General features: G+C 71.4%; 22 protein-coding genes and 1 pseudogene. 14 read left to right on the top strand and 9 right to left on the bottom strand.

Annotated features, from left to right (window positions below):
* Positions 1 to 87: 87 nt before the first annotated feature.
* Positions 88 to 942, top strand: a complete 855-nt coding sequence (locus Air01nite_RS23140) for an alpha/beta fold hydrolase (protein WP_203705133.1) — start codon at positions 88 to 90, stop codon at positions 940 to 942.
* Here Air01nite_RS23140 and Air01nite_RS23135 read toward each other — a convergent pair.
* From Air01nite_RS23135 to Air01nite_RS23125, 3 genes are all read right to left on the bottom strand, one after another.
* On the bottom strand, positions 939 to 1,370 hold the full coding sequence (locus Air01nite_RS23135) for a hypothetical protein (protein ID WP_203705240.1): 432 nt from the start codon (positions 1,368 to 1,370) through the stop codon (positions 939 to 941). The genes Air01nite_RS23140 and Air01nite_RS23135 overlap by 4 nt on opposite strands.
* 153 nt (positions 1,371 to 1,523) lie before the next feature.
* Positions 1,524 to 2,798 (bottom strand): cation:proton antiporter, encoded by a 1,275-nt coding sequence (locus Air01nite_RS23130; RefSeq protein WP_203705131.1) that lies wholly within the window; start codon positions 2,796 to 2,798, stop codon positions 1,524 to 1,526.
* A gap of 7 nt (positions 2,799 to 2,805) precedes the next feature.
* A complete protein-coding gene (locus Air01nite_RS23125) occupies positions 2,806 to 3,306 on the bottom strand; it encodes a cation:proton antiporter regulatory subunit (RefSeq protein WP_203705129.1) in 501 nt (166 codons plus the stop codon).
* Positions 3,307 to 3,376: 70 nt separating this feature from the next.
* Between Air01nite_RS23125 and Air01nite_RS23120 the strand changes: the two genes are divergently transcribed.
* The 8 genes from Air01nite_RS23120 to Air01nite_RS23085 all read left to right on the top strand — a co-directional run bounded on the left by Air01nite_RS23120 (position 3,377) and on the right by Air01nite_RS23085 (position 11,250).
* Positions 3,377 to 4,465, top strand: coding sequence for a beta propeller repeat protein (locus Air01nite_RS23120; protein ID WP_203705127.1), 1,089 nt, complete (start codon positions 3,377 to 3,379; stop codon positions 4,463 to 4,465).
* A gap of 85 nt (positions 4,466 to 4,550) precedes the next feature.
* The gene (gene clpB, locus Air01nite_RS23115) at positions 4,551 to 7,148 is read left to right on the top strand and encodes an ATP-dependent chaperone ClpB (RefSeq protein ID WP_203705125.1); all 2,598 of its coding nucleotides are present in this window, start codon (positions 4,551 to 4,553) and stop codon (positions 7,146 to 7,148) included.
* A gap of 86 nt (positions 7,149 to 7,234) precedes the next feature.
* Positions 7,235 to 7,933 carry a hypothetical protein gene (locus Air01nite_RS23110; protein ID WP_203705124.1) on the top strand — a complete coding sequence of 233 codons (699 nt, stop codon included), beginning with the start codon at positions 7,235 to 7,237 and terminating at the stop codon, positions 7,931 to 7,933.
* A gap of 59 nt (positions 7,934 to 7,992) precedes the next feature.
* Complete coding sequence (locus Air01nite_RS23105) at positions 7,993 to 8,676, top strand: hypothetical protein (RefSeq protein ID WP_203705123.1); 684 nt, start codon at positions 7,993 to 7,995, stop codon at positions 8,674 to 8,676.
* Between the two features lie 8 nt (positions 8,677 to 8,684).
* Positions 8,685 to 9,452 (top strand): SDR family NAD(P)-dependent oxidoreductase, encoded by a 768-nt coding sequence (locus Air01nite_RS23100; RefSeq protein ID WP_203705122.1) that lies wholly within the window; start codon positions 8,685 to 8,687, stop codon positions 9,450 to 9,452.
* A 111-nt stretch (positions 9,453 to 9,563) separates the two neighbouring features.
* Positions 9,564 to 10,103 carry an orotate phosphoribosyltransferase gene (pyrE, locus tag Air01nite_RS23095; RefSeq protein WP_203705121.1) on the top strand — a complete coding sequence of 180 codons (540 nt, stop codon included), beginning with the start codon at positions 9,564 to 9,566 and terminating at the stop codon, positions 10,101 to 10,103.
* Positions 10,104 to 10,160: 57 nt separating this feature from the next.
* On the top strand, positions 10,161 to 10,541 hold the full coding sequence (locus Air01nite_RS23090; protein WP_089254755.1) for an ArsR/SmtB family transcription factor: 381 nt from the start codon (positions 10,161 to 10,163) through the stop codon (positions 10,539 to 10,541).
* 31 nt (positions 10,542 to 10,572) lie between these two features.
* The gene (locus Air01nite_RS23085; protein ID WP_203705119.1) at positions 10,573 to 11,250 is read left to right on the top strand and encodes a class II aldolase/adducin family protein; all 678 of its coding nucleotides are present in this window, start codon (positions 10,573 to 10,575) and stop codon (positions 11,248 to 11,250) included.
* 13 nt (positions 11,251 to 11,263) lie between these two features.
* Here the strand turns inward: Air01nite_RS23085 and Air01nite_RS23080 are convergent, their stop codons facing one another.
* The 4 genes from Air01nite_RS23080 to Air01nite_RS23065 form a co-directional block, all read right to left on the bottom strand.
* A complete protein-coding gene (locus Air01nite_RS23080) occupies positions 11,264 to 12,049 on the bottom strand; it encodes a DedA family protein (RefSeq protein ID WP_203705116.1) in 786 nt (261 codons plus the stop codon).
* 74 nt (positions 12,050 to 12,123) lie between these two features.
* Complete coding sequence (locus tag Air01nite_RS23075) at positions 12,124 to 12,762, bottom strand: hypothetical protein (RefSeq protein WP_203705113.1); 639 nt, start codon at positions 12,760 to 12,762, stop codon at positions 12,124 to 12,126.
* Between the two features lie 178 nt (positions 12,763 to 12,940).
* On the bottom strand, positions 12,941 to 14,500 hold the full coding sequence (locus tag Air01nite_RS23070) for an LPXTG cell wall anchor domain-containing protein (protein WP_203705110.1): 1,560 nt from the start codon (positions 14,498 to 14,500) through the stop codon (positions 12,941 to 12,943).
* 29 nt (positions 14,501 to 14,529) lie between these two features.
* Positions 14,530 to 16,008, bottom strand: a complete 1,479-nt coding sequence (locus Air01nite_RS23065; protein WP_203705107.1) for a hypothetical protein — start codon at positions 16,006 to 16,008, stop codon at positions 14,530 to 14,532.
* Between the two features lie 166 nt (positions 16,009 to 16,174).
* On the opposite strand from Air01nite_RS23065, the gene Air01nite_RS23060 reads away from it, so the two are divergent.
* Together Air01nite_RS23060 and Air01nite_RS23055 are read left to right on the top strand one after the other, a co-directional pair.
* Positions 16,175 to 16,663, top strand: coding sequence for a SigE family RNA polymerase sigma factor (locus tag Air01nite_RS23060; protein ID WP_203705238.1), 489 nt, complete (start codon positions 16,175 to 16,177; stop codon positions 16,661 to 16,663).
* Positions 16,660 to 17,706, top strand: coding sequence for an LCP family protein (locus Air01nite_RS23055; RefSeq protein ID WP_203705104.1), 1,047 nt, complete (start codon positions 16,660 to 16,662; stop codon positions 17,704 to 17,706). The genes Air01nite_RS23060 and Air01nite_RS23055 overlap by 4 nt, the downstream gene beginning before the upstream one ends.
* Here the strand turns inward: Air01nite_RS23055 and Air01nite_RS23050 are convergent.
* Positions 17,703 to 17,882, bottom strand: coding sequence for an Rv3202a family protein (locus Air01nite_RS23050; protein WP_203705102.1), 180 nt, complete (start codon positions 17,880 to 17,882; stop codon positions 17,703 to 17,705). The two genes, Air01nite_RS23055 and Air01nite_RS23050, sit on opposite strands and share 4 nt — an antisense overlap.
* 111 nt (positions 17,883 to 17,993) lie before the next feature.
* On the opposite strand from Air01nite_RS23050, the gene Air01nite_RS23045 reads away from it, so the two are divergent.
* The 3 genes from Air01nite_RS23045 (at position 17,994) to Air01nite_RS23035 (ending at position 20,568) form a co-directional block, all read left to right on the top strand.
* A complete protein-coding gene (locus Air01nite_RS23045) occupies positions 17,994 to 18,371 on the top strand; it encodes a phage holin family protein (protein WP_203705100.1) in 378 nt (125 codons plus the stop codon).
* 96 nt (positions 18,372 to 18,467) lie between these two features.
* Entirely contained in the window at positions 18,468 to 19,493 is a 1,026-nt protein-coding gene (fbaA, locus tag Air01nite_RS23040; protein ID WP_203705099.1) for a class II fructose-bisphosphate aldolase, read from the top strand.
* 67 nt (positions 19,494 to 19,560) lie between these two features.
* Positions 19,561 to 20,568 (top strand): SEC-C domain-containing protein, encoded by a 1,008-nt coding sequence (locus tag Air01nite_RS23035; RefSeq protein ID WP_203705097.1) that lies wholly within the window; start codon positions 19,561 to 19,563, stop codon positions 20,566 to 20,568.
* On the opposite strand, the pseudogene Air01nite_RS23030 reads toward Air01nite_RS23035, so the two are convergent.
* Positions 20,565 to 20,870, bottom strand: a pseudogene (locus tag Air01nite_RS23030) (hypothetical protein); the annotation flags it as partial. The gene Air01nite_RS23035 and the pseudogene Air01nite_RS23030 overlap by 4 nt on opposite strands.

The following is a 20,870-nucleotide window of genomic DNA, read 5'->3' as shown; positions in this document are numbered from 1 at the left end:
TCGGCGAAGGACTAATCTCACCATATCGGACAAGGAAGGCCGGGATCCACGGGGGGTCCCGGCCTTCCGCGCCCGGGGAGCTCGAGATTGGACATTCAACATCGCCGCCTGGCCGCCAACGACGCCGTGCACCACTACGCGGTCGTCGGCGAGGGCCCGCCGCTGATCCTGCTGCACGGCTTCCCGCAGACCTGGCGTGCCTGGGTGCGGGTCGCCGAGCTGCTGGCCGGCGAGTTCCGGATCGTCATGCCCGACCTGCGCGGGCTCGGCGGCTCGCCCGGCCCGGCCAGCGGCTACGACAAGCACAGCCTGGCCGCCGACGTGCGGGCCATCGCCCGGGCCGAGTTCGGCACCACTCCGGCGCTCGTCTGCGGGCACGACGTGGGCGGCTACGTCGGTTTCGCGTACGCGCTGAGCCACCGCGACGTGACCGCGGCCCTGGTGCTGGTCGAGGCCGCACCGCCCGGCACCTCGCAGCTCGACCACCAGATGACCAACCCGCGGCAGTGGCACCTGTCGTTCCACGCCAACGCCGACGTCGCGCACCTGCTGATCGGCGGGCGCGAGCGGGCGTACGTCGACTTCTTCATCCGGTCCCGGATCTACGACGCCGGCGCGATCGGCGCGGCGGAGGTGGACCGCTACGCGGAGGCGTACGCGGCACCGGGCGCGCTGCGGGCCGCCCTGGAGATGTATCGCTCGCTGGCCCTGGACCGGCAGCTCAACCTGGCCGCGCTGGCCGAGGACGGCCGGCTGACCATGCCGGTCACCGCGGTGGGGGCGGCGCCGGCCGCGACCACGGCCGCCCTGCGCGAGATGGTCGCGGAGGTCGCCACGGACGGGCGGGCGGAGCTGGTGGAGGAGACGGGCTACTGGATCCCGGAGGAACGACCGGCGGCCCTCGCCGAGATCATCCGCGGCGCCGCCCGGAGCAGAGGCTAGGAGAGCCGGCGGCCCGACCTGACCAGGCCGCCCTCGCACCAGTCGCGGTAGTCGAACAGGTCGGGCTTGGCCAGCAGCACCCGGCTGTTGTGTGCCCAGGTGCGCATCAGGTCGTCGCCCAGCGACTCGGCCTGCTGCACGAGCTTGCGCAGCCGCCGCTTGGGGTGGGCGCGGAACTTCGTGCGGATGCCGTCGGCCGCGTAGATGTAGAGGCAGTGCAACGCGAACCGCCGGGCCGGGCACGACCGGTCCATCGCCAGCTCGAACAGCGTGGTGACCAGATGGTCGCCGGAGACCAGCAGGTCCCAGTCGGGCGGCATGGAATTCAGCGGCACCGTGTCGGGATGGTAGGCCCAGGCCCGTAGCTCCGCCGGTGTCGGATCGACGGGGTTGGCGAACCCGCTGAACGATGTCGACTGCACGCTCACGGACACCTCGCTCCGCATGGTCATGCGTCGATCTCGCCCAATGGTCGATCTTCCGCTGCAGGACCCCTCTGCGGCGTCACCGTAGCGCTTGGCGCGAACCGGCGGAAGGGGCCAAAGGTTAAGACCCGGGCACGATCGGCTGGGCGCGCTCTGTTACTGGCTAGTAGCGTCCGGTGTGTGTCGACTTAACGGATCGTCAGTGTCGGTGAGCCGCGGCACCGGCGATCCGTCCGCCCCGGCCAGCGCGGGCGTGGCCGCCGGTCGTGGCCGCAGCAGCGCCTTGAACCACTCGAAGTCGGGCACGCGCGCGATGATCGGGCCGACGACGACGGTGATCAACACGTACGCGGTGGCGAGCGCGCCCAGCTTCGCCGGGATGCCCGGTGTGGCCACCGCCAGGCCGGCGATGACGATCGAGAACTCGCCACGTGGGGTCAGCGAGAACCCGGCCCGCCAGCGGCCGCGCACCGCGATGCCCGCGCGCCGCGCCGCGACGTACCCGGTGAGGGTCTTGGTCGCGATCGTGACGACGGCGAGCGCGATCGCCGGCAACAGCACGGGCGGGATGTCGGCGGGGTCGGTGGTCAGGCCGAAGAACACGAAGAACACCGCGGCGAAGATGTCCCGCAGGGGCGAGAGCAGTTGGGTGGCGTGGTGTGCGACGGGTCCGGAGACCGCGATGCCGACCAGGAACGCGCCGACCGCCGCCGACACCTTGAGCTGCGCGGCGACGCCGGCGACCAGCAGCGTGAGGCCGAAGACGCCGAGCAGCAGCGCCTCCGGGTCGCGGGCGGAGATCGCGTTGGAGATCCAGCCGCCGTACCGGATCGCCACCACCAGCACGATCGACACCGTGCCGACGGCCACGATCAGCGCGACACCGCCGCCGAGCAGGCCGGTGCCGGCCAGCAGCGCGGTGAGCAACGGCAGGTAGAGCGCCATCGCCAGGTCTTCCATCACCAGCACGGAGAGCACCACCGGGGTCTCCCGGTTGCCCAGCCGGCCCAGGTCGGCGAGCACCTTGGCGACGACGCCGGAGGAGGTCACCCAGGTGACGCCGGCGAGCACCACCGCGGCCACCCAGCCCCAGCCGAGCAGCAGCGCGAACGCGGCGCCGGGCAGGGCGTTGAGGGCGGCGTCCAGCAGGCCCACCGGGGCCGCGGAGCGGAGGTTGCCGACCAGCTCGTCGGCCGAATATTCGAGGCCGAGCAGCACGAGTAGAAGGATCACGCCGAGTTCGGCGCCGACCGAGAAGAACTCCTCGCTGGCGTTGAGGGGCAGCAGGCCGCCGTGGCCGAAGGCCAGCCCGGCGAGGAGGTAGAGGGGGATCGGTGAGATGCCGAAGCGACGGCTGAGCCGTCCGAGCAGGCCGAGGAGGAACATCAGCGCCCCGACCTCGATCAGCAGGACCGTCGTGCTCTCATGCATCGCGGGCTCAGCCGTCCGGGTCGTTGTTGGCGAGGATTCGGGTCAGCGCGTCGAGCCCCTTGCGGGTGCCGACGGCCACGATCACGTCACCGCTCTCGAACCGGAAGTCGGGGCCGGGCGACGGGATGACCCGGGCCGCGCGCAGGACAGCGACGATGGACGCGCTGGTGCGGGTACGCGCGCGGGTGTCACCCAGCGGCCGGTTGACGAACGGGGAGCTGGCGGGCAGCGCGATCTGCTCGGTGAGCAGCCCGGCGGCCTGGTCGCGCAGGCCGGCCAGCTGGCCGAGCATCAGCGACGCGCCGAGCAGGTCGGCGAGCGCCTCGGCCTCGTCGTCGGTGAGCTGGATCGCGGCCAGCCGCGCGTCGGGATCGTCGCGGTCGTAGACGATCAGTGCGCGGCGTCCGTCGCGATGCGACACCACGCCGAGCCGCCGGCCCGCCTCCGTGACGAAGTCGTGCCGCACCCCGATACCGGGTAACGATGTCTGTTCCACCCGTACTCGCACGCTGGCAACCTATCTAAAGATCGGGAACCGTGCCCATCGCCCGGGACTCGGACCTACGCGGGGAGGTCTCATGCGCGGACGGATCGTGGTGGCGGCGGCCGCCGTGCTCGCGCTGCTCGGCGGGTGTTCGATCGGCGACATCCGGCGCAAGCCGCCGCCACCGCCGACCCAGCCGGCACCGTCGCCGACCGCTGCGGCGTTCGAGGTGCGGGCCGGCTCGGTGCCCGTGCCGCCCAGCTACCACCTGCAGCAGGTCGAGTTCGTCGACCAAGCGCTCGGCTACGCGCTGTTCGCCCGGTGCGGTTCGGGCAGTGCCGCGCCCGGCCCGGCGGAGACCTGCTCGGCCGCCGTGGTGCGCACCGAGGACGGCGGGCGGACCTGGCACCAGGCGTACAACCCGGTTTCGGCGGCCAAGGGCTACTCGATCGAGGCCGACCGCCAGCGGTTGGTGCTCTACGCCGAACCTAACGGCTACTACGTCTCGCTCGACCGCGGCGTGACCTACGTGCACGCGGACGTCGACAGCGCCGCGGTCCGCGGCGTCCGCGGCGAATATCAGGTGTGCTGCGACGACGAACGGCAGCGGGTGGTCCGGTTCGGTCCCGACGGCAAGTCGCACCCGACCCCAGCGCAGCCCGAGGTCCCGGGCCTGCGCGCGGTCGCCTCGGCCGCCATGTGGCTGCTGGCGGTCGGCATCGACGACAACGGCCGGCCGATCTCGGCGGTCTCGAACGACGAGGGCGCGACCTGGCGTCAGGTGCCGGTCGCCGGGGCGAGCGGACAGGTCGTCGCCGTGCGGATCGCGGTGGACCGCACCGGCGCGTACCCGTGGCTGATCGGCCAGACCGACCTGATCTCGTGGCCGTCGATCTGGTTCTTCGACGGCCAGGGTTGGCGGCTCATGGGCGCGGCCGGGCACCCGGAGCGGTTCACGTCGGCGGTGCCGCTGCCGGACGCCTCCCTGGCGGTCACCACGCCGGAGCGGCCGGGCCGGGTCTCCGGCGGCGCCTTCGCCTGGGTGGACTGGCCGGTCGGCGACTGCTACCTGCGTGGTCTGCCGGACGGCACGCTGTTCTGCACCGGCGGCGCGGTCAACTGGCTGGGCGTCGAAGGCTTCGGCGAACGGAAGTGGATCAGGGTGCTGGTCGGCAACGAGTGACGCAGATCACAGGCCTCAGGTTGAGCGGAATAGACTCAACTCTGGTTTCGTCGTTCCTAGTGGACGCCAGCTACCAGGGGAGCCCATGAACACCGAACGTCTGACGACCAAGAGTCGTGAGGTCATCACCGGCGCCGCCGCCAGCGCGACGCAGCGCGGGAACGCCACCGTCGAGCCGTGGCACCTGCTGCTCTCGCTGCTCGACACCGGCGGCTCGACCGCCGGTGGCCTGCTACGCGCCGTCGGTGCCAACGCCGCCGACATCCGCCGCGCCGCCGCCCGTGCCGTCGAGAGCCTGCCGACCGCGCAGGGCCCGAGCGTCGCCGAGCCCAACCTGTCCCGCGAGTTCGTCAACGCCATCGGCGCGGCCGAGCAGATCGCCCGCCCGCTAGGCGACGAGTTCGTCTCCACCGAGCACCTGCTCGCCGGCCTCGCCCGCGTCGGCGGCGCCGTCGCCGAGGTGCTCAAGCAGGCGGGCGCCACCGAAGACAACCTGGTCGCCGCGTTCCCCGCCATCCGCGGCGGCGACCGCCGGGTCACCAACGCCGACCCGGAGCAGACCTACCAGGCCCTCGAGAAGTACGGCGTCGACCTCACCGCCCGCGCCCGGGACGGCAAGACCGACCCGGTGATCGGCCGCGACTCCGAGATCCGCCGCGTCATGCAGGTGCTCTCCCGCAAGACCAAGAACAACCCGGTGCTGATCGGCGAGCCGGGCGTCGGCAAGACCGCGATCGTCGAGGGGCTCGCCCAGCGCATCGTGGCCGGCGACGTGCCCGAGTCGCTGCGCGACAAGAAGCTCGTCGCCCTCGACCTCGCCGCGATGGTGGCCGGTGCGCAGTACCGCGGGCAGTTCGAGGAACGGCTCAAGTCCGTCCTCGAGGAGATCAAGAACTCCGACGGCCAGGTCATCACGTTCCTCGACGAACTGCACACCGTGGTCGGTGCCGGCCGCGGCGAAGGGTCGATGGACGCCGGCAACATGCTCAAGCCCATGCTGGCCCGCGGCGAGCTGCGGATGGTCGGCGCCACCACGTTGGACGAGTACCGCCAGCACATCGAGAAGGACCCGGCGCTCGAGCGGCGGTTCCAGCCGGTGGTGGTCGGCGAGCCGTCGGTCGAGGACACCATCGGCATCCTGCGTGGCCTCAAGGAGCGCTACGAGGTGCACCACGGCGTGCGGATCACCGACGCCGCGCTGGTCGCCGCGGCCGCCCTCTCGGACCGCTACATCACCGACCGCTTCCTTCCCGACAAGGCGATCGACCTCGTCGACGAGGCCGGTTCGCGGTTACGGATGGAGATCGACTCGCGGCCCGTCGAGGTCGACGAGGTCGAGCGGGCCGTCCGCCGGCTCGAGATCGAGGAGATGGCGCTGGAGAAGGAGCCCGACGTGGCCTCCGCCGAGCGCCTGGCCCGGCTGCGCAAGGAGCTCGCCGACAAGCGCGAGCAACTGACGGCCCTGTCCGAGCGGTGGCGGTTGGAGAAGGAGCACATCACCAAGATCTCCACGGCCAAGGAGGAGCTGGAGCGGCTGCGCGGCGAGGAGAGTCTCGCCGAGCGCGACGGCGACTTCGCCCGCGCGTCGGAGCTGCGCTACGGCCGGATCCCCGAGCTCGAGGCGGAGCTGACCGCGGCCGAGGCCGAGCTGGTCTCGCTGCAGAGCAGCGGCGCGATGCTGAAGGAAGAGGTCAGCGCCGACGACATCGCCACCGTGGTGGCGTCCTGGACCGGCATCCCCGCCGGGCGGCTGATGGAGGGCGAGACCGCCAAGCTGCTGCGGATGGAGGAGTCCCTGTCGTCCCGCGTGGTCGGGCAGCCCGTTGCCGTCAGCGCGGTCGCCGACGCCGTGCGCCGCGCCCGGGCCGGGATCGCCGATCCTGACCGGCCGACCGGTAGCTTCCTGTTCCTCGGCCCGACCGGTGTCGGCAAGACCGAGCTGGCCAAGGCGCTCGCCGGGTTCCTGTTCGACGACGAGCGGGCCATGGTGCGCATCGACATGAGCGAGTACGGCGAGAAGCACAGCGTCGCCCGGCTCGTCGGCGCCCCGCCCGGCTACGTCGGCTACGAGGAGGGCGGGCAGCTGACCGAGGCGGTGCGCCGCCGGCCGTACTCGGTGATCCTGCTCGACGAGGTGGAGAAGGCCCACCCGGACGTCTTCGACGTGCTGCTGCAGGTGCTCGACGACGGCCGGCTGACCGACGGCCAGGGTCGCACGGTCGACTTCCGCAACGCGATCCTGATCCTGACGTCCAACCTGGGCTCGACGCTGATCGCGGACCCGACGCTGGGCGAGGAGCAGCGCCGCGAGGCGGTGCTGGCGGTGGTCCGCGCGCACTTCAAGCCGGAGTTCCTCAACCGGCTCGACGACATCGTGGTGTTCTCCGCGCTGTCGGGCCCACAGCTGCGGGCGATCGTCGACATCCAGCTCGACCTGCTGTGCAAGCGGCTGGCCGAACGACGCCTCACGCTCGACGTCACCGAGGCGGGGCGGGCGTGGCTGGCCGAGCACGGCTACGACCCGGTCTACGGCGCGCGGCCGCTGCGCCGGCTGGTCCAGTCGTCGATCGGCGACAGCCTGGCCAAGGCGCTGCTGGCCGGCGAGATCCGCGACGGTGACACCGTCTCGGTCGACCTGGCCGACAGCAAGGACGGGCTGACGGTGATGGCGCTGGTCGCCTGATCGCCGGCAACTCCCTGGGGCGACAGAGTGGCGCGGTACCGGTACCTTGATCTTCACTCATTGTGATGTATCGAGGAAGGAGCGCCGTGTCGGAGTTCGCCCCCGGTCCGGACCGTGCCCGACCGCCGGGCACGGTCCGGATTTCCAGCTACCTCCTTTACGCCGTCGCGGTGGTCGAGGTCATCAGCCTGATCGTGACCCTGGCGACGCTCAGTTCGTTCCGCCAGGCCTTGAGTGACGCCTACGCGGGCACGGAACTCGAAGGCAGCGCGGACACCGCCGCCGTCGCCGTCGCGGTGGTCGTCGGCATCATCGCGCTCGTGATCGGCATCGGGCTGGTCGTGCTCGGCTTCCTGAACCTGCGCGGCAAGAACGCGTCCCGGATCGTCACCTGGGTGGTCGGCGGCCTGTTCGTGCTCTGCTGCGGGCTCAGCGCGGTCGGCAACGCCGCGGGCGGTGCGGTGAACTTCGAGAGTTCGGGCGACGTGCCCGACGTGCAGGGGAAGATCGACGCCGCGATGCCGGGCTGGTACGACCCGGTCAACGTGGTGCTGCTGGTCGTCCCGATCCTGTGCGTGCTGGTCGCGCTGATCCTGCTGGCGCTGCCCGCCTCCAACGAGTGGTTCAAGCCCCGCGCCGCGAACTGGGAGCCGCCGACCCCCGGCTACCCGGTGATGCCCGGCACGAGCTACCCGACGCCGCCGTTCCCGACGCAGGGCGGCGAGCCGCCGCTGCCGCCGGCGCCGACCGCCGAGCCGCCGGAAACACCCGCACCGCCCAGGTAGTCAGCGCGACCGGGGCCTTCCGAGTAGGTTCAGCCACAACGGACGTACCGGAGGGCCCCGTGTCGTACCCAGCGCAACCGATACAGCAACAGCCACTGACGCCCGCGCGGCGCGCGCCGGGGCCGGTCCGCGGCGCGGCCGTCCTGCTGATCCTCATGGCGGTCGGCGGCCTGGTCTACGGTGCGATCGGCCTCGCGCTGATGCCCGGCATCGTCGAACGCTTCCAGTCGGCCGCCGAGGCCGGTGGGGTCCCGGTCGACGACGTCAACGGCGGCACGACGCTGCTGCGCGGCGTGCCGATCGCGGCCGCGTTCGTCAGCGTGGTGGCCACCGTGCTGCTGGTCGTGCTCGCGATCGGCATCGCGCGGGGCACCGCAGCCGTGCGCGTCGCGACCTGGGTGGTCTGCGCCATCGGTCTGGTCTCCGGCGCGGTCGCCGCGCTCTTCGGCTTCGTGCAACGGGTCGGCTCGTTCGACAATGACGCGGTGCTGGTCGCGATCGACGGGGCGCACCCGTCGTGGTGGCCCTGGACCAGCGCGGCCCTTTCCGTGCTGCAGGCGCTGGGCTACGTTGTGGTGGCGTTGCTGCTGGCCCTCCCGGCGTCCAACGCATACTTCAAGCGCACGCCGTCGTTTCCCCCGAGCCCGACCGGCACGCCGCAGACAGCGCCACCCCCGCCCACGGTCGACCCGACGGACTGGCAGCGCCCGGACCCGCCGGCGACCACCCCCGCCGCCATGTGAGGGTCCCTGTGCCGACCGCACTCGTGACCGGTGCCAGTTCCGGTATCGGTGCGGCGTTCGTCCGCCGCCTGGCCGCCGACGGTTACCGGCTGGTACTCGTCGCCCGTGACGCCGACCGCCTCGCCGAGGTCGCCGCCAGGTCCGCCGGCGCCGCCTCCACCGAGGTGCTCTCCGCCGACCTGGCCACCGAGGCCGGCCTGACCGCCGTGGCGCAGCGGTTGCGCGACGACGAGGTCGACCTGCTGGTCAACAACGCCGGCGCGACCCTCAACCGGTCGTTCCTCCGGTCGACCGCGGACGACGAGGAATGGTTGCTGCAGCTCAACATCCACGCGGTCATGCGGCTCACCCACGCGGCGCTGCCCGGCATGACCAGCCGCGGCACAGGGGCTGTGATCAATGTCTCGTCGGCCTCGTCGTTCGCGCCGGTCATGCCGGGCTCGACCTATCCCGCCAGCAAGGCCTGGGTCACCCATTTCAGTGAGTCGATCGGGCGCGCGGTCGGCCGGTTCGGGGTCCGGGTGATGGCCTTGTGTCCGGGCTATACGCGCACCGAGTTCCACACCCGAGCCGGCATAGACATGTCGAAAACACCGTCCTGGATGTGGTTGAAGGCGGACGACGTGGTCGCACACGGGCTGCGCGACCTCGACCGCGGCCGGCTGGTGAGCGTGCCCGACTGGAAATACAAGGTCGCCGTGTTCGGCATGCGCCACGCGCCGCGCGGTGTGTTCGCCCGGGTCGCCAAGGACACCCGGGGTCGCGACGCTCGGTGACCATCGACACGGGAGTCCGTGATCCGTCAGAGTTCGCTATCGGGCGAAATTTCCCGATCGCTGGTGGGGCGCCCAGCAGGTTCACAGGATCGACCACTACGCTTGTCCCCTATGGGGGACCACGACGACCTGCGTAAATTCATCACTGAGCTTGCCATTGTGCACGGCCGGGTGGTGCTGTCCTCGGGTCAGGAGGCCGACTGGTATGTCGACCTCCGTCGCGTGTCTCTTCACTATGCGTCCGCACCGTTGGTCGGACGTGTCATGCTCGACCTGACTTCCGACTTGGACTTCGACGCTGTGGGTGGCCTCACCCTCGGTGCCGACCCGGTGGCGACCGCCATGATGCACGCGGCGGCGGCAACCGGGCGGCCACTCGACGCGTTCGTCGTCCGCAAGACGGCCAAGGCGCACGGTCTCCAACGCCGGATCGAGGGTCCTGATGTTGCCGGACGGCGGGTGCTGGTGGTGGAAGACGCCTCCACTACCGGGGGAAGCCCGTTGACCGCAGTCGAGGCGCTCCGGGAAGCCGGGGCCGAGGTCGTTGGCGTAGCGGTTATCGTCGATCGGGGAGGTGGCGCCGCCGTTCGGGCGGCGGGTCTCACCTATAAGGCGGCCTACTCGATGGCTGACCTCGGCCTAGTGGCGTAAAAGTTTGCCGATTCGGACCTGCTCATATGCAGGCGGGTCGATGCTGTAAGTGGAAGGATGGAATACGTGGGAACTGCGTTGGCTGAAATGACCATGCCTCAGATCTCGCCGCTAGCCGGCGAGCCAATCGAACGCGCCGACGCCGAGCGCCTCGCCGGGGTGCTCAAGGCGCTCGCCGATCCGGCCCGACTGCGGCTGCTAAGCCTCATCCAGTCGGCACCGGAAGGCGAGGCCTGCGTCTGCGACCTGACCGCACCGCTCGGCTTGTCACAGCCGACCGTTAGCCACCACCTCCGGATCCTGACCGAGGCGGGGCTGCTCGAGCGGGAGAAGCGCGGCGTGTGGGCCTACTACCGGCTCGTGCCGTCGGCCATCGCGACGATCGCCGACCTGCTGACCCCGCCGCGCAAGCGGGCCACCAAGAAGGCCGCTCGCTGAGGCGGTGACCGCCACCGGCCCGGCGCCGACCATGAGACTCGACGCCGGGTCCGATGACGAGCGCGACCTCTGCGACCAGCTCGCCGAGGTCGGCGCTGCGGTGGTCCGTGCCGGCCTGGTGGTCGGCTCCGGCGGCAACCTGTCCGCCCGCTTGCCGGGCGCGGATGCCTGCTGGGTGACCGGCGCGGGCACCTGGCTCGACAAGCTCGCTCGCCCGTCGTTCGTCCGGGTCCGGATCGACGACGGCGGCACCCTGACCGCCGGCGGCGCACCGCCCGCCGGCCCTACGGCGTACCCGCCGCTGGCGCCGAGCTCCGAGGTCGCGCTGCACCTCGCCACCTATCGCGCCCGGCCGGACGTGACGGCGATCATCCACCTGCATCCCCAGACGGCCCTGCTGCTGGACGCCCTGGGCGAACACATCCGCCTCGTGACCACCGACCACGCCTTCTACGTGCGCCGGGTCGCCACCGTGCCGTTCTTTCCGCCGGGCTCCACCGAGCTGGCCGAGGCCGCCGCGGACGCCGTGCGGGACGGCACCAACTGCGTGATCCTGAGCCGCCACGGCTGTTCGGTCCTGGCCGACAGCGTCGAGCTGGCGCACAAGCGGGCACACAACCTCGAAGAGGCGGCCCAGCTCACCTATCGGGCGCTCGCAATCGGTCGTGCCACCGAGCTGCGGGACCAGCCGCCGCCGGCCAGCGCCTGACCGGCCCGGTTAGCTATTCGGCGCGGTGGCTGCCCCGGTGGCCGCGGTGGCGCTCCTCCGAGATCGCGTCGGCGATGCCGGCGACCGGCGAGACGCCGATGACCGCCAGCTCCTCGGCGCGCTTGCGGGCGCGGCGGTCGCGGACCACCTCGATGATGATCGGCAGCACCGAGATCAGCACGATGAGCAGCACGAACGGCAGGATGTAGCGGTCGATGTGCGTGCCGATGGCGGCGTAGATGCGGCCGGCCAGCAGGTAGCCGACCAGGATGATGCCGTCGGTCCAGAGGATCGCGCCGACGACGTTCCAGAGGAAGAACTGCTTCGCCGGCATGCCGAGGACGCCGGCGACGGGGTTGAGGAACGTGCGGACGATCGGGATGAACCGGGCCAGCACCACGGCCTTGGCGGGGCCGAACTTCTGGAAGTAGTGCTCGGCCTTCTCGACGTACTCCCGCTTGAACAGGCGGGAGTCGGGCTTGTCGAACATCCGGGTGCCGTACCGGGCGCCCAGGAAGTGGCCGAGCTGGGCACCGACGATCGCGCACAGCGGCGCGCCGATCAGCAGGCCGGCCAGGGACAACCGGGTGCCGTCACCGAAGATCGCGTCGGCGACCGGCGTGGCCGCGACGCCGGCGAGGAAGAGCAGCGAGTCGCCGGGGAAGAAGAAGCCGACCAACAGGCCCGTCTCGGCGAACAGGATCGCCCAGATGCCGTACAGCCCGAAGGTGTGCACCAGTTCCTTCGCGTCCAGCGGGTTGAAGGCGAGGTTCTCGGTGAGGGCGCGGGTCGTCTCCACGGGTAGGAAGGCTACAGGCCTTGGCAAGCCCGGGCGGGCAAGGCGGCAGAACCCGCCCGGGACAGGCGCACCGGTCAGCCGGCGGGACGGGCCCGGCGGCGGCCGGCCACCACGGCGCCGACCACGCCGGCGAGCAGCAGCAGGCCGCCCGCGCCGAGGATCACACCGGCGGCGCCGCCCGAGATCGGCAGGCCGCCGCCGGCGGCGCTGGTGGCGACGACGGTGTTGACCACGACCTCGATCGGCGCGGTGTCGTTGCCGGCGTTGGCGTCGACGTTGTCACTGTCGCACTGGCAACGGACGTTGATCGTGACCGAGCCGGGCGCCACCTCGGCGCTGTCGATGCGCAGGACGAACGGGAACGTGATCGTCTGGCCGGACGTGGCGACCGGGCCGGGCGAGCAGCGGTACGCGCCGGCCGCGCCGGGCTGGCACTCGGCCGGCACCGTGACCGCCGTCGTGCCCTTCGGCAGTGCGATGTCGACGACCGAGACGTCCCCGGCACTGTTGCGGCGGTCCACCGTGGCCGGTCCCTGGTTGTGGAAACCGAGCTTGACCTGCGCCTGGTCGCCGACGACGCCGGTGATGCGGGCGCCCTGCGCGACGAAGTCGAAGTCGACCGGCGCCGCGGCGGCCGGCGACGCGGCGGTGACCAGCAGCGTGCCGGCCGCGCCGAGCCCGGCGAGCACGCGCCGGACAGGGGTGAGTCGCATGGTTGTCTTTCTCCCCGTTGGATGGAGCTGGCTGGCGCGGGTGCGGGCCAGAGCCGGCCGGTGCGCCCGTAAGGGGAAGACGCGGGCCGTCCGCGCGCGGTTGCATGGGCAGGGCGGCCGATAAAACGACGGAACGCCCCGCCGCGATGGTCGCGGCGAGGCGTTCCGGAGGGTTGGGTCAGGCGACGAACCGGGTGCGGCGGCGCCAGGCCACCACGACCCCGCCCAGACCGGCGACCAGGAGCAGGCCGCCAGCACCGGCGATCAGGCCGGCGGCCGGGCCGGTGATCGGCAGGCCACCGTCATCGCCGCCGCCACCAGTGCCACCGCCGGCGGCGTTGACCTCGATCGGCGCGGTGTCGTTGGCGGAGTTGATGTCCGACTGCCGGCCCTCGCACTCGCACTTCGCGTTGATGGTGACCAGGCCGCGCTCGGGCTGGGCCTGGTCGATCCGCAGGCGGAACGGGAATCCGACCGTCTCACCGGGGGTCACCAGGTCACCGGGGAAGCAGCGGTAGACGGGAGCACCCGGCTCGCCCGGCTCGCCGTACTCGCCGGCGTCGTTCGCGGGCTTGGGCACGCACTGGTCGGAAACCTCGACAACCGTGGTGCCCTTCGGCACGGTCACGTCGACGAGGGTCACGTTGCTGCCGAGGCGACCGGAGTCGGCCGCGGCCGGGCCGTCGTTGCGGAAGCCGAGGTCCACGTCGGCGACGTCGCCGACGTTGCCGGTGATGCGCGCGCCCGCGGCCACGAGGTCGTAGCCGTTCTTACCGGTCACGGTGATGTTCACACCGCTCCAGTTGTTCTCGGGATCGACATCGGCCTGCGCACCCCGTCGGGCCAGGTTCGCCGGCGCCGCCGTCAGCTCGAAGGTGCCGTCCGTGCCTGGCTTGCCGATGTCGGCGCCGAACTGCTTCACATACCCGCTGAAGTCCTCGAACTCGGCGCGGGTGAGCAGGGTGAGGAAGCCGACCTGGTGCCCGGGCGCCTCGGTGTCGGCGCCGAGCCGGTAGGGCAGGTCGCCCTGGAACGTCTCGCCCGGCTCGATGGTGACGTCGAAGGCGCAGGTGCGAAGTTCGTCGCCCACGTAGGTGCAGTTGGTGAACTTCTTGGCTGCCCGGATCGCGTAGTTGTTGTCGAAGATCGCGTTGAAGCCTTCGATGGTCGCGTCGCCGGCGTTCTTGACCGAGACGTGGTGGCTGAACGCGCCGCCGGGCGCGACCGAGACATCGGTGTCCGGGCCACCGGCCAGGTCCACGCCGGTGCCGACGCGCACGGTCGACTCCGTGGTCACCGAGTCGTAGCCGGACACCTCGAGCGTGGTCTTGAGCGTGCCGGTGCCCTCCGGCCCGCCCGCGACGCCCCTGATCACCACGTTGAAGTCGCCGCCGGCGCCGAACGGGTCCGCCCAGGTCTCGAACCGCGTGCAACGCAGCTCGTGTGCGGAGGTCTTCGTGCAGTCGGGCCCGATGCCGTCCTCGGGAACGACCTCGGCGACGCCGGCCAGATCGGCGAAGTCGAAGATGACCGCCGCGTCGACCAGGGCGGTCGGCTCGTCGGCGTAGAGCACGGCGCCATCGATGACACCGGGTGCGCCGACCGCGACCGTGTGGTCGGGCATGTAGAGGCCCAGCTTGGCGGTGGGGGCCGCCGCGGCCGGCAGCGCGCCGGTCGCGACCAGCGCGCCGACGACGCCTATCCCGGCGAGCAGCCGCCGGGCAGGGGTGAGTCGCATGGTGTGGTTTGTCTCCCCGTTCGAGTGGGCTAACCGGCGCGGGTCCGCGCCAGAACGACGGCGCACGCGCCGACGACGATCATGATCGTGCCGAGTCCCGCCAGGAGTCCGGCGGGTGCGCCCGTGATGGGCAGGCCGCGGGCAGCGGCGGGCGGTGGCGTGGTGATGGCGCGGTTTACCGTGATCGCGGCCTGGTCGTTGGTCGCGTCGAGGTCTTCCGTGCCCGTGAGCCGGACCCCGCCGTCGGCCGGCTGCGCCCGGTCGATGCGCAGCTCGAAGGTGAACTCGACGATGAAGTCGGCGCGCACCAGCGGGCCGGGCCGGCAGCGGTAGGCGGGGGCACCGGGTGCGCCGTCGGCAGCCGGATCGGTCAGCGGCGCGCACTCCGGTGACACGGCGGTCGCGGTCGTGCCCGGCGGGATCGTCACCTCGACCGTGGCGACGTCGCCGCCCAGGTGTTCTGCCGCCGCCGGGCCGTGGTTGCGGAAGCCGACCAGGGCCGGCACCCGCGCGCCGACCGCGCCGTGCACCGCGGCCCCGGACGCGGCCAGGTCCAGGCCGTTCTGGCCGGTCACCGCGACGGACAGCGTGCTGCGGTTGTTGGCCGGCACGGTGTCGGCCTGGGTCGCGGCCCGCAGCGTCAGCTCGGGAACCAGCGTGAGCTCGCCGTCGGTGCCCAGCTCGCCGCCGTTGTAGCCGTGGCCCGTCAGGAACGTCTCGTAGTCCTCGGCCTCGGCCGCGGTGAGCCAGAGCGCCTCGACGCTCTTCGTGCCGGGCGCGGCGGTGTCCGTGCCGAGGGCGAACGGCAGCACCGCGGTGTAGCCGGCGCCCGGCGGGAACGTGGCGTCGAACCAGCAGTTGCGGATCCGGTCCTCGACGTAGAGGCAGTTGGAGAACTTGCGGGTGGCGCGGAACGCGTACACCTCGGTGAAGTAGATGTTGGGTTTCTCGACCGCGGTGGTGCCGGCGACGTCGACCCGCAGCGGGAACGTGAACGCCTCGCCCGGCCGGCGGGTCAGCTCGGTGCCCGGGCCCGCGACCAGGTCGACCCCGGCGCCGACGCGCACCCACGAGTTGCTGAACACGGGCCGTCGCCCGGCGGCGCTCACGCCCACCTGCAGCGGCCCCTCACCGACCTTCGCACCGTCGACCGCGCGGACCACCACGTCGAACTGCCCGGGCAGGGGCGCGCTGCCGAGCCGCACCTCGTCGCGCGCGCACCCGAGGATCGTGGTGTCCACGAGCGCGCAGCCGGGCGCGACCACCTCGGCCACGCCGACCAGCGCGCTGAAGTCGTAGGTGACCACCACGTCGTCGAGCGCGACCGGCGAGGCGGAGATCAGCGTCGCGCCGGCGACGACACCGGGGTGGCCCACGGCGACGGTCACGTCGCGCATGTTGATCGCGATGTCCTCGGGCGCGGCCAGGGCCGGCGGCGCGGCCAGGAGGACCGCGGCGAGCACCGCACCGCATCCGGCGGCGAGCTGGCGTATGACACAGCGGCGCATCCGGCGTCCTCCCCAGGGATCGACGCGGAGCTTAGTCAGTGGAGATCAAGACCGCGATAGCGCTGACGGTAGTCTGGCCGAACGGCTGAATATTGGTGATCTTCGCAGCGGTTTCGGTGCCGGAGCGCGTCGTCCTGGCAGAGCCACCCCGGAGGTACCTGTGACGCTGACGTACGAGGAGTTCGCCGAGGTGCAACTCGGCAACATGCTCCGGTACGCCGTGATGCTGTGCGGGGACCCGCACCTGGCACAGGACCTCGTGCAGGAGACGATGGTCCGGGTCCAGCTCAACTGGCGGAAGGTGGCGCGCGCCGACGCACCGGAGCGGTACGTCCGCCGGATGATCACCAACCAGTACCTCGACTGGCGGCGCGGTTCCTGGCTGCGCCGGGTGCTGTTACGCGCCGAACCGGACGAGGCGGCGAAGGTCGTACCCGTCGACCACGCACAGGCCACCGCGGACCGCGACCAGATCTGGTCGTGGCTGGCCCGGTTGCCCAAGGCGCAACGTGCGGCCCTGGTGCTGCGTTACTACGAGGACCTGCCCGACGCCGAGATCGCCGAGATCCTCGGGTGTGCCGTCGGCACCGTCCGGTCGTCGATCTCGCGTGCGCTCGCGACGCTGCGGGCCGAGCTGGTGGAGACCTACCCATGATCGAAGATCAACTGCGCGCGACGTTCGAGCGGCACGAGACACTCGCGCCGCCGACGGCGCCGCTGCGCGAGGCCATCGATCGTGTGGTCGTACGCCGTCGCCGGAAGCGCCGCCTGACCAACCGGTTGGCGTCCGCGACGCTGGCCGTCGTCGCCGCGGTGGCGATGCCGTTCGCCCTCCGCGACGCCGTCGACCAGCCGTTCACCGGCGAGACCTTCCTGCCCGGCGGCGCGACCGTCGCGGACCGGCCGCTGACGGTGGCCGTGCTCGGCGTCGACAACGACGGCGGCCGCAGCTACCGGGCCGACACGGTGCTGCTCGCGCACGTGCCGGCCGGCAGCCACACGGCCTACCTGGTCTCGCTCTCCAGCGACCTGCTCGTGGAGATCCCCGACCGGGGGCGTGCCCGGCTGGGCGAGAGCTTCTATTTCGGCAGTGAGCGGCACGGTGCGGGGCCGGACCTGGCCGCGGGCGCCAAGCTCACCGCCGACACGATCACCGCGACCACCGGGCTGCGCGTCGACGCGACGGTGACCGTGCGCTACTCGGGTCTGCGCGCCGTGACCGATGCGCTCGGCGGCGTCGAGATCTGCGTCGAGCGGCCGGTGACCTCGCGGCACACCGGCCGCGTGTTCCCCGCCGGGTGCCAGCGGCTCGACGGCAAGGGCATGGTCGACCTGCTCCGGCAGCGCTACGGCCTGCCGCACGGCGCCTACGACCGGGACGCCAACGGGCGGGCGTTCGTCCGCGCGCTGATCGGCACCGAGATCCGGGACCCGGTGCGGCTGGCCCGGGTGGCGCAGGCCGCCTCGGCCGGGATCGACGTGGCCGGCGCCGGCATCAGCACGCCGCAGCTGCTCTCGATCGCCGCCGGGGTCGACGCGGTCAAGTCGGTAGATATCGGGTCGAACTTCCGCGGCGTCACCATCGGGCGGGTCTCCTACCAGCGGCTCGACCCCGCGCTCAGCACTCCGGTGTTCGCCGCGATCAAGGAGAACCGGCTGACCGAGTGGGCCGAGGCGAACCCGCAGTCGGTGCGCTAGCGATAGTCGTCCTCAGGGCCGACGGCGAGGGACTGTTCGACCGCGTCGGCCTCGGGCACGTCCGGGCGCACGTGGACCACGTCGTCGTCGGGGTCGCTGTCGGGCTCCGCCGGGGTGGCCTGCTCCGTGGCGTCGGCTTCGGGTGCTTCCGGGTCACGCTCTTCGGGCTGGCTCATCGGCGCCGCCTCCCTTCCTGTTCACCGTACGGCGGAAGCGGGTTGTCCGGCCGATCACCCTGGCAAACCTCGGGGCATCGTGGGGTGCGGGCCGGTGCCACGATGGGTGCCATGGGAATGCTGATCCGGGTGGCCATCAACGCGATCGCCCTGTGGATCACGGCGCTGGTCGTGCCCGGCATCGACATCGGCGGCAGCGACGCCGGCCGGACGGTGCTGACCGTGGTCGTCGTGGCGGTCATCTTCGGGGTCGTCAACGCGGTCCTCAAACCGATCATCAAGGTCGTCGGGTGCGTTTTCTACATCCTCACGCTGGGGTTGATCGCCCTCGTCGTCAACGCGCTCCTCTTCCTGCTCACCGACTGGATCGGTCACCAGTTCGACCTCCCGTTCTTCATCGACGGTTTCTGGCCCGCGTTCTGGGGCGCCATCGTGATGGCCGTGGTGAGCTGGGTGTTGAGCCTGATCGTGCCTGAGCCGCGCGACTGACCTGCTTGTCGGTGCGATCCGCCGTTGCGGGATACTGCAAGACGGAGGACAGCGCGGTCCGGCATCCGTGACCGGATTAGACAAGGAGCGGCAGACATGCCCATCGCTTCGCCCGAGGTGTACGCAGAAATGCTCGATCGCGCCAAGGCTGGCGCGTTCGCGTACCCCGCAATCAACGTGACCTCGTCGCAGACGCTCAACGCGGCGTTGCGCGGTTTCGCCGAGGCGGAGAGCGACGGCATCATCCAGGTCTCGACCGGCGGTGCCGAATACCTCTCCGGCCCCGCTGTCAAGAACATGGTCACCGGTGCCGTGGCGCTCGCGACCTACGCGCACGAGGTGGCCAAGAACTACAACGTCAACATCGCGCTACACACCGACCACTGCCCCAAGGACAAGCTCGACAAGTACGTCCGGCCGCTGCTCGCGATCTCCAAGGAGCGCGTGGCGCGCGGCGAGGGCCCGCTGTTCCAGTCGCACATGTGGGACGGCTCGGCCGTGCCGCTCGCCGAGAACCTCGACATCGCCGCCGACCTGCTCGACGAGTCCGCCGCGGCGCACGTCGTGCTGGAGATCGAGGTCGGTGTCGTCGGCGGTGAGGAAGACGGCGTCGAGAACGCGATAAACGAGAAGCTCTACACCACCGTCGAGGACGGGCTCGCCATGGTCGACAAGCTCGGCCTGGGCGAGAAGGGCCGCTACATGGCGGCGCTGACCTTCGGCAACGTGCACGGCGTCTACAAGCCGGGCAACGTCAAGCTGCGCCCGGAGATCCTCAAGGAGATCCAGGACGCGGTCGGCGCCCGCACCGGCAAGGAGAAGCCGCTGTCGCTGGTCTTCCACGGCGGCTCGGGCTCGCTGCTCTCGGAGATCCGCGAGGCGCTCGACTACGGCGTGGTCAAGATGAACATCGACACCGACACGCAGTACGCGTTCACGCGCCCGGTGGCCGACCACATGCTCAAGAACTACGACGGCGTCCTCAAGATCGACGGCGAGGTCGGCAACAAGAAGCAGTACGACCCGCGCGCCTGGGGCAAGTCCGCCGAGATCGGCATGGCCGAGCGGGTCACGCACGCCTGCGAGAACCTGCGCTCGACCGGCACCACCCTGTCCAAGTAGTCATCCGTGAAATGGCCGGTCCCGCTGTTCGGGGCCGGCCATTTTCTTCGATTGTCGAGGTAGTCGCGTGACCATCGCCTCCACACTGAGCGTCGACGAGCTGGACGCGATCGCCGAAGGGGCCGCGGAGCGTGGTGAGCCGGCGGCCGGCGCGGCCGAGCTGGTGGCCATCGTCGACGGTGGCCGACTGGCCGACCCGCGGGACGACGTCGTCGCCCTGGGCATGGCCGCCGAGCTGCTGTTCAACGCCGATGACCCGGCGGGCAGCCTCGACCTGACCGACCGGGCGATCGACGCCCACCGCCGGCACGGCACGGCGGCGGACTTCGCCCAGCTGTTCCGAGCCCGGTTGTTGTTCGAGCTCGACCGCGCCGACGAGGCGATGGCCGAGCTGACTCCGCTGCGGCCGCTGCTGACCACCGACCCCGACGCGGCGGCGGAGATCGCCGAAGCGCTGCTGGCCGGTGGCCGTGGCGAGACCGCACACGAGTGGCTGAGTGTGGCCGTCGACGAGGCACGCGCGGCGCTGCCCGAGACGGACGACCTCGATGACGCCGGTGAGCTGGCGACCGTGATCGTGTACGCGCTGATCACCCAACGGCACGCCGTGCGCCACGAGTTGGGCCTGCCGCACGACGCGCTCGACGAGATGGCCGAAGAACTGGAGGCGGCGGCCGAGGAAGAGCACCAAGCCGAGCTGACGGCGGCGCTGAGCGGGCCCTTCCTGTTCCTTCCCGCCGCCGAGTTCGCCCGCCTGGCCGAGCGTCGGCCGGACCTGGCCGAAAGCTGTGGTCCGACTTGGGAAGCGCACCGCGCCGACATCGAGCACATCCTCGCGACCGTCGCGGAAACCGGGATCACCGGCGCCCGCGGAATCGTGCGTGGCACCGCCGACGAGCTGGTCCAGCTGAGCGAGCGGCGCGGCGACGACCCGGTGGACGACGTACTCGACGACTACGCCGACGAGCTCGACGGACGGGGCCTGAACGTCCCGTGGCCGCCGGCCCGCAACGACGTCTGCTGGTGCGGCTCGGAGGTCAAGTACAAGAAGTGCTGCCTGCCGCGATCCCGTTAGGACGGTTTGGTCAGCACCCGGACGGCTTCCTGGACGTCGTCGGTGACGTGGATGGTGTCCGACAGGTCGCCGAAGCGGGACAGCGCCATCAGCGGGCGCAGCAGCGTCTCGATCGGCAGGGTCTTGGTCCAGTAGGCGCTGTCCAGGAACACGTACGCGCCGCTCGATCCGTCGGTGCCGTAGAAGGTCTTGGTCGCGGCCTGGAAGACCTCCTGGACCGTGCCGGCGCGGCCCGGCGCGAAGACGATGCCGCCGCGGGCCAGCCGCAGGATCATGTCCTCCCGGATCGCGTTGGAGAAGTA

This window comes from Asanoa iriomotensis, assembly GCF_016862515.1.
GTDB lineage: Bacteria > Actinomycetota > Actinomycetes > Mycobacteriales > Micromonosporaceae > Asanoa > Asanoa iriomotensis.
The sequence above is the reverse complement of the archived record's forward strand: the minus strand, read 5'-3'. Positions and strand labels throughout refer to the sequence as shown.

Bases quoted from the DNA above. Each gene is read 5' to 3' on its own strand.
- Air01nite_RS23130 (WP_203705131.1), bottom strand. From the start codon at position 2,798: ATGCATGAGAGCACGACGGTCCTGCTGATCGAGGTCGGGGCGCTGATG.
- Air01nite_RS23120 (WP_203705127.1), top strand. From the start codon at position 3,377: ATGCGCGGACGGATCGTGGTGGCGGCGGCCGCCGTGCTCGCGCTGCTC.
- clpB (WP_203705125.1), top strand. From the start codon at position 4,551: ATGAACACCGAACGTCTGACGACCAAGAGTCGTGAGGTCATCACCGGC.
- pyrE (WP_203705121.1), top strand. From the start codon at position 9,564: ATGGGGGACCACGACGACCTGCGTAAATTCATCACTGAGCTTGCCATT.
- Air01nite_RS23090 (WP_089254755.1), top strand. From the start codon at position 10,161: ATGGAATACGTGGGAACTGCGTTGGCTGAAATGACCATGCCTCAGATC.
- Air01nite_RS23085 (WP_203705119.1), top strand. From the start codon at position 10,573: ATGAGACTCGACGCCGGGTCCGATGACGAGCGCGACCTCTGCGACCAG.
- Air01nite_RS23075 (WP_203705113.1), bottom strand. From the start codon at position 12,762: ATGCGACTCACCCCTGTCCGGCGCGTGCTCGCCGGGCTCGGCGCGGCC.
- Air01nite_RS23070 (WP_203705110.1), bottom strand. From the start codon at position 14,500: ATGCGACTCACCCCTGCCCGGCGGCTGCTCGCCGGGATAGGCGTCGTC.
- Air01nite_RS23065 (WP_203705107.1), bottom strand. From the start codon at position 16,008: ATGCGCCGCTGTGTCATACGCCAGCTCGCCGCCGGATGCGGTGCGGTG.
- Air01nite_RS23055 (WP_203705104.1), top strand. From the start codon at position 16,660: ATGATCGAAGATCAACTGCGCGCGACGTTCGAGCGGCACGAGACACTC.
- Air01nite_RS23050 (WP_203705102.1), bottom strand. From the start codon at position 17,882: ATGAGCCAGCCCGAAGAGCGTGACCCGGAAGCACCCGAAGCCGACGCC.
- Air01nite_RS23045 (WP_203705100.1), top strand. From the start codon at position 17,994: ATGGGAATGCTGATCCGGGTGGCCATCAACGCGATCGCCCTGTGGATC.
- fbaA (WP_203705099.1), top strand. From the start codon at position 18,468: ATGCCCATCGCTTCGCCCGAGGTGTACGCAGAAATGCTCGATCGCGCC.